We start from the raw sequence: 5,980 nt of genomic DNA on the forward strand, positions 1-5,980 counted from the left end.
GTTCATTGTACTTCATCAAAGCGCATTCCTCCCGGCACTGACCCTACGGGTACAGTGCGGGGCTCCTGCGCTAGTAAGCTGACGCTTCAGCGAGCTCAGTTGCTTATTCCCGTCAGCGGTGTCGAAGTAGCTGACAGACCTGCCCAGCTTTTGGTAGCTGGTTTTGCGATCTGCCACCGCCGCGCTGTAGAGGGCTCAGCACATCCGCCCCCAGTGGTGCAAGAGTTTTTCTTGCTGGCGACTGGGATAAAGCTGGGCCGCGGCAGCGTTGCGTAGCCACAAAGTGAGGCAGGGGGTTACCCTGCCATAGGGTGCCAGTCCGCTGCGCTGAGACTGGAGACTGCCGCGCATCAGGTTAACTCATGTTAATTTGGGGGCGTCTTCCTCTTCCATCCTGCGATCTCTATGAGCATTCAACTTCCTCGCTGGCTAGAACTGGCCTTGCCTTTCTTTCATCCTGTGCTGATGATTTTGGCGTTTGCGCTGGCCCTGTATGCCCTTTACCTGGGTCTGCAAGCGCGACGGGTGCGCACTGCCTCGGCAGAAGAACGCAAGGAGCTGATCAAAGGGAAGTTTGGTCAGCGGCATTTCCTTGCCGGATCCCTGTTCTTGGTGTTGATGGTGTTCGGGGCGCTGGGCGGCATGGGGGTTACCTACCTGAACAATGGCAAGCTGTTTGTTGGGCCTCACCTGCTGGCTGGGTTGGGCATTGTGGCCTTGGTGGCCAGCTCTGCGGCTCTAGCACCGCTGATGAAAGACGGGCAAAAGGTCTGGGCGCGTAATGTGCATGTCCTATTAAACGTGGTGATCCTGGCGATCTTGGGTTGGCAGGCGGTGACCGGCTTTCAGATTGTGCAGCGCATCGTCAACCAAATGCTGACCACACCCCAGGTGGCTTAATCTCCCCGAAAGACCCATGCAACCCTGAACAGGGCTGAGCTTTGGGAGGACTTTGTCCCGCTGGTGCGAGCCGAGAAGTCCGTCGACCCAAAGACTTCGGCCTCCCCTTTTCGGAACCCAGAGCTTCATCATGTCAGAATGGCAGAGCAGGCGCTGCATCCTTCGGCTGTAGAGGGGCGCAGTCTTGTTGCCGATACCCAGTTAACGCAACGGTTCTCCCTATGTCGGTTAGCCCTCTTCCCAGTTGGGTCAAGCGTTCCATCGGCAAAGCCAGCGAGACTTCAGCGGTGCAGCAGGTGATCAAGCAGCGGGGCCTGCACACCATTTGTGAGGAGGGGCGCTGTCCAAATCGAGCCGAGTGCTACAGCCAAAAAACCGCTACATTTCTGCTGATGGGAGGGATCTGTACCCGCGCCTGCTCTTTTTGCCAGGTGGCCAGTGGACGGCCCGCACCGTTGGATCCCACAGAGCCGGAGAAAGTGGCCGAGGCGGTTGAGCTGCTGGGGCTCAGCTATGTGGTACTCACCTCGGTGGCCCGCGACGATCTGCCCGACCAGGGATCCGGTCGCTTTGTGGAGGTCATGGAGGCAATTCGGCGGCGCTGCCCCGGCACCCAGATCGAGGTGCTTACCCCCGACTTTCGCGGGGATCGCGAGTGCATTGCCCGTGTGGTGGCTGCCCAGCCTGTTTGCTACAACCACAACATCGAAACGGTGCGACGCCTCTCCCAGGCAGTACGGCGCAGCTCCGGCTACGACTTGTCCTTGCGGGTTTTGCGAACGGTCAAGGAGCTGAATCCTGGATTACCCACCAAGTCTGGGCTGATGCTGGGGCATGGGGAAACCCGCGCAGAAGTGCTGGAAACCTTCCGGGATCTGCTGGCGGTGGGATGCGACCGTCTGACCCTGGGGCAATACCTGCAGCCTTCTTTGGCGCATCGCCCTGTGGAACGCTACTGGACTCCGGAGGAGTTTGCCGAGCTGGGCCAGATAGCCCGCCAGATGGGGTTTCGCCAGGTGCGCTCAGGGCCATTGGTGCGCAGCTCCTACCACGCTGCTGAAATGGTTGAGAACTAGGCCAGGGAGCTTGGCAGAGAGGCTGTGCAGTCTGTCATAGCCAACCTTTCCCGTCCGATCAAGGCACGAAGGCCCGCTTCCAGGCCGAACGCTCGGGCTGCAAACCGGCTGAGCACCTGTGGCGCCAGGGATCCCAGGCGGTACAAGCTGATCCCCGCCACCAGACCCGGCAAGAGGCCGTTGCCCCAGCCTCCCCACAGCCAGGAACTTACTCCTTCTGCTAGCAGCAGCAAAGCCCCATTGAGCAGCAGCGGTCGCCACAGCCCCTCGCGAAAGGAGACCAGCCCCCTCCACAAGGCCGTCCGGGGTAGGTGAAGCCGCACTCCCAAGCCCAACAGCCAAAGGCCATCCAGCAGCGGGGCCAACAGCAAATCCAACCCCAGCGGAGCCAAGCCCACCACAATCCCCTTGCCGAGGGCGACAGCTTGGCCCCATTGCTCCACAAAGCGGGCATGATGCTGCCACTGTTTTTCCAAAATCTGAGCCTGAACCCGATCCAGCCGCTTCAACACATTCAAAGCCAGAAGGGATCCCGCCTCTGTTTGCAAAATCTGCAGAATTCGCCCCCGCAAGGCTTCAATTTGGGGTGCAGGCCGTTCCCATTCCAAAGTAATGCGGCCATCCGGCCAGTGGGTGCGGACTTTCAGAGGTTTTGGGCAAGCGGCCACGGTCAAAATCTCCTGCGGCGATACCCAGCCTAGGTGGCGGCTGATCTGGGCACAAATGGCCTGCAACTCCGCTTCGGAGTAGAGATCGCATTTGTTCAACACCAGCAGGATGGGCTTGTATAGAGTGCGCAGCTCCGAGAGAGCTTGGTATTCCAACTGGGTCAGGTCGGTGGCGATGACAAACACGATCAAATCCGCCGAGCGGGCCACATCCCAGGCCAACTGTTCGCGGGCTTCTCCTTCCACTTCGTTCAAACCCGGAGTATCCACCAGCCTCACCCGCCAAGGGATCCCTGGCTCCGGCTGCCACAGCAGGGATTGGGGCTGCTGAGTGACCCCATTGAGGGGGCCCACCTTCAATCGCTCCTCGCCGGTTAGGGCGTTCAGGACGGCCGACTTGCCACGGTTGACCAGCCCAAACACCGCAATGGAAAACAGCCGCGCGGTGAGGCGCTTGCGCAAAGTGGATAGAGCCCTGAACTCCGGTTGTAAATCCCGACGGCTGGCCAGAGATTGCCAATGATCCCAGCACCTTTGCAAAACGGTTTCGGCTTGGGTCAAGGGAGTGGTCATAGACAGGGGCAATGGACTAACCCTCACTCTAGAGGGAATTGCCCCTCAGGGCTAGCCGTTTCTCCCCCCCAGCGTGGGGAATCCAAACCCCACAAAATAGGGCATGATCACCCTAGGGTTCCGCCGAATCTCCTATGCTGTACCGCCTTCCCCAATCTCTGAAATGGCTTCGTGTGGGTGGATCCCATCGTTCTAAGCAAGAGCGCCAGATCGTGCGCAGCCTGCTGGCCTTTGCTGGGGCGCTGCTGGTTATGGATGTTGTGCTTCTGAGCGCCCTTCGCTAGTCCAACTTGGCAAGCCCATCGTTAGGTGATTCCGAACAAGTCTAAGTCTGAGGCATTCCTCTAGCACTGCTACAGGCAAGCACTCCCAGCCCCTTGCCCATTATGAGGAGAGGGGATCCCAGAATTGGCAAACAGTTGCACTGCAACTCGAAATAACCCCAACCCGATCAGAGGGTGGGAAGGGTTTTCCAAGTTACCAAGTTGCCTGTCAGGCAACTGTTAATTGACCAGCAAAAGGCTGGCCGGGATCCCTTGTGCTGCGAGGGCAAGCCGCCGGGGATGGGGGCCGGATCGGGAATAATGGAAGCGGTCCAAGCCGGGGGAGTTAGGTTTTCCCCAAGCTGAGGCTGCTGTTTCTCTTCATCTTGAGGCCGGTTATGGTTTTGCAGGAGGCGGCGGGCGTGCCCCGCATCAACGCGCGCGAGTCGGATGTTTTCGACATTTTCAACCTGAAGCATTATCTCGGCCCTAACCCCTATCTCAATACAGCCGCTTTCACCTTCGACTTTGCCCTTACCCAGTGCCCACAGCCGCTGCCCATTGATGTCTACCTGTCCAAGGTCTGCTTCCATTTCCCCCAGTTGCAGGAGGGATCTTATCCTTCCTACGCCCACTTGTTTGCCCGGCTGGTGGCGGAGGTGAACCGGTTGCAGATGGATCTCCACTTGCAGAAGTGGAGCTGTCACCTGTTTCCAGAGTATGTGCGCATCGCGGTGCAGACCTTGCATGGCCGTACCACTCGTGCCGCGGTCTATTTTGCTTGGGATTGGCTGGAAGCCATCACCCAGGGGCAGCCCTTCGACGTTGAAGGGGAGATGCGCCGCCTGCAGCAATTGTTTCGCAACTCGGTGTACGGCGGGCCGACGGTCTATGCCCTCCTGCGGGCTGCTCACGAACGCGGGATCCCGACCTACTACCTGTGGGATGAGGGGGTGATGCAGTATGGCTATGGGCGCAACCAGGTGCGAGGGGTGGCCACCACCTTTCACTGCGACAGCCATCTCGACTCTGACTTCACCACCCGCAAAGACGATTGCAAAGCCTTTCTGGCGGCGCAAGGGTTCCCCGTGCCCCAGGGAGAGGTGGTCGCCTCTTTGGCAGAAGCTTTGCAGTTGGCGCAGGAAATCGGCTATCCGGTGGTGCTCAAGCCGGTGGCCGGCCACAAGGGGATAGGGGTAACAGCAGGCATTCAAACCCCAGAAGAACTGGCCTTTGCCTACGAGGTAGCCGTGGCAGCCCTTCCCCCTGAGGAGCCCATCCGGCTGATCCTGGAAAAGCATCTGCAGGGCACCGATTTTCGCCTGTTGTGTGTGGGAGGCCGCTTTGTGGCGGCCACGGAACGACGCCCCGCCTCAGTGACGGGAGATGGCCAAAGCACCATCGGGCAGCTCATCGAGCAGGCCAACCGGGATCCCGTCCGTTGGGATACCCCCACTTCTCCCCTAGGGCCGATCCAATGGGATGAGGCAATGGAGCGCTTTCTGGCAGAGCAGGGCTTGACGGTGGACAGTGTGCTGGAACCGGGGCGGACGGTCTATCTGCGCAAGGTATCCAATCTCTCGGCGGGAGGAGTGAGCCGCGATGTCACGGCCACCGTCCATCCCGACAACGTGGTTTTGGCCCAAACCATTGCCCAGCAGTTCTCGCTGGTGTGCTTGGGCATCGATGTCATTGCCCCCAGCCTGGAGCGCTCCTGGAAGGAGGGATCCCTGGGGATCATCGAGATCAATGCTGCGCCAGGTGTGCTCATGCACCAAAAACCTGCCATTGGCGCGGGAGTGGATGTGCCGGGGGCAATCCTCGACCATCTGTTTCCCAAGACGGCCCGCATCCCGATTTTGACCTTTAACCGCCTCACCTTGGCGGAGGCGCACACCTTGGTGGAGCATATTTTGTCCCACCGCCCCAACGCATGTGTGGGATCCGTCTGTCGGGAGGGCGTGCTGCTAAACCACAGCTCTAGACCCCTGCAGGGCAGCCTCTTTCGCCAGGTGAAAACCCTGCTGCGCCATCCCCAACTGGATCTGCTTTTGGCGGAAGCCGACGAAGAGACCCTGGAGGGGGAGGGCTTGGCCTACGAAGGCAGCGACCTGGTGGTGCTGCGGGATCCCTCTGAACAAGAGCTGCAAACCCTGACACGGGATCTCAACCCTGGCGGCGCCCTCTTCCTGCAGCGGGAATCCACCCTAACTCTGACGGTGGCCGGCCAGACGGAGCGATTTGAGTTGCCGGTGACAGACCTGCAGATGGGGATCCTGCTGCGATCCATGACCCTGCGGATCATCTGCAGAACCATTAGCCAGATGCTGAAGAACTGGTCTGGCTGAGGGGTTTTGGATTTTCTTCAGATTCTTGTAAAAGGGTAGGCAAAACAAGGGATCCCTGCTGGGGAAAAAGGCCGGCCAGCCAGTCAGCTAGAAATCGCAGGAGCCCCGCACTGTACCCGTAGGGTCAGTGCCGGGAGGAATGCGCTTTGATG

Annotated in this window: 6 protein-coding genes; 4 read left to right on the forward strand and 2 right to left on the reverse strand. The window is 59.6% G+C overall.

Annotation, left to right across the window (positions count from 1 at the left end; all coding sequences use genetic code 11):
• Window positions 1-195 precede the first annotated feature (195 nt).
• Entirely contained in the window at window positions 196-351 is a 156-nt protein-coding gene (locus tag NW840_RS12220) for a hypothetical protein (protein ID WP_414344552.1), read from the reverse strand.
• 54 nt (window positions 352-405) lie between these two features.
• On the opposite strand from NW840_RS12220, the gene NW840_RS12225 reads away from it, so the two are divergent.
• Both NW840_RS12225 and lipA read left to right on the forward strand, forming a co-directional pair.
• Window positions 406-900: a DUF4079 domain-containing protein gene (locus NW840_RS12225; RefSeq protein ID WP_011429588.1), complete on the forward strand. Its 495-nt coding sequence runs from the start codon at window positions 406-408 to the stop codon at window positions 898-900.
• Window positions 901-1,121: 221 nt separating this feature from the next.
• On the forward strand, window positions 1,122-1,976 hold the full coding sequence (gene lipA, locus NW840_RS12230; protein WP_011434441.1) for a lipoyl synthase: 855 nt from the start codon (window positions 1,122-1,124) through the stop codon (window positions 1,974-1,976).
• On the opposite strand, the gene NW840_RS12235 is transcribed toward lipA, so the two are convergent.
• Window positions 1,973-3,217, reverse strand: coding sequence for an Era-like GTP-binding protein (locus NW840_RS12235; protein ID WP_414344554.1), 1,245 nt, complete (start codon window positions 3,215-3,217; stop codon window positions 1,973-1,975). The genes lipA and NW840_RS12235 overlap by 4 nt on opposite strands.
• A 134-nt stretch (window positions 3,218-3,351) precedes the next feature.
• Here NW840_RS12235 and NW840_RS12240 point away from each other — a divergent pair, with 134 nt between their 5' ends.
• Together NW840_RS12240 and NW840_RS12245 are read left to right on the forward strand one after the other, a co-directional pair.
• Window positions 3,352-3,501 carry a hypothetical protein gene (locus tag NW840_RS12240; RefSeq protein ID WP_011429585.1) on the forward strand — a complete coding sequence of 50 codons (150 nt, stop codon included), beginning with the start codon at window positions 3,352-3,354 and terminating at the stop codon, window positions 3,499-3,501.
• Between the two features lie 377 nt (window positions 3,502-3,878).
• The gene (locus tag NW840_RS12245; RefSeq protein ID WP_414344556.1) at window positions 3,879-5,828 is read left to right on the forward strand and encodes an acetate--CoA ligase family protein; all 1,950 of its coding nucleotides are present in this window, start codon (window positions 3,879-3,881) and stop codon (window positions 5,826-5,828) included.
• The last annotated feature ends 152 nt before the right edge of the window (window positions 5,829-5,980 follow it).

This window comes from Synechococcus sp. R5-13, assembly GCF_047462015.1.
Lineage (GTDB): Bacteria > Cyanobacteriota > Cyanobacteriia > Thermostichales > Thermostichaceae > Thermostichus.

What these genes read in the sequence shown, in the direction of transcription:
- NW840_RS12220 (WP_414344552.1), bottom strand. Translation starts at nt 351, where the DNA reads ATGCGCGGCAGTCTCCAGTCTCAGCGCAGCGGACTGGCACCCTATGGC.
- NW840_RS12235 (WP_414344554.1), bottom strand. Translation starts at nt 3,217, where the DNA reads ATGACCACTCCCTTGACCCAAGCCGAAACCGTTTTGCAAAGGTGCTGG.
- lipA (WP_011434441.1), top strand. Translation starts at nt 1,122, where the DNA reads ATGTCGGTTAGCCCTCTTCCCAGTTGGGTCAAGCGTTCCATCGGCAAA.
- NW840_RS12225 (WP_011429588.1), top strand. Translation starts at nt 406, where the DNA reads ATGAGCATTCAACTTCCTCGCTGGCTAGAACTGGCCTTGCCTTTCTTT.
- NW840_RS12245 (WP_414344556.1), top strand. Translation starts at nt 3,879, where the DNA reads ATGGTTTTGCAGGAGGCGGCGGGCGTGCCCCGCATCAACGCGCGCGAG.
- NW840_RS12240 (WP_011429585.1), top strand. Translation starts at nt 3,352, where the DNA reads ATGCTGTACCGCCTTCCCCAATCTCTGAAATGGCTTCGTGTGGGTGGA.